Genomic DNA, 350 nt, shown 5'->3' with positions numbered 1-350 from the left:
TTCGTCGACGGGATTGCAGGACAGCTGTTCCGCGACCAGGCGCTGACCGTGGCGATCGCCATCGCGATCTCGCTGCTGGTGTCGATGACCCTGATCCCGATGCTGAGCTCGCTGAAGGCACTGTTGACGAAACGGGCATGGCCGCGCTCGTCCAGCACCCACACCGGCATCGGCAGGCCATCGGCCAGCGCGCTGAAGCGGGTTTCGCTTTCGCCCAGCTCCACTTCCATCTGCTTGCGTGCTGCCACCTCCACGCGCTCGCGCGCGCTGGACCGGGCCTGGGCGATGCCGTGGGGTGATTCGTTGGTGAGGATGACGAAGTTGCGCGGGAAACCCGGCGTGTACTTGAC

Annotated in this window: 1 pseudogene; it reads right to left on the bottom strand. The window is 65.7% G+C overall.

Going from position 1 to position 350, the window contains the following annotated elements:
* Positions 1-107: 107 nt before the first annotated feature.
* Positions 108-350, bottom strand: a pseudogene (locus ABGA94_RS03945) (hypothetical protein); the annotation flags it as partial.

The sequence above is a fragment of the Stenotrophomonas sp. 3diitr2024 genome (assembly GCF_042136455.1).
In the GTDB taxonomy this organism is placed as follows: domain Bacteria; phylum Pseudomonadota; class Gammaproteobacteria; order Xanthomonadales; family Xanthomonadaceae; genus Stenotrophomonas; species Stenotrophomonas sepilia.
The sequence above is the reverse complement of the archived record's forward strand: the minus strand, read 5'-3'. Positions and strand labels throughout refer to the sequence as shown.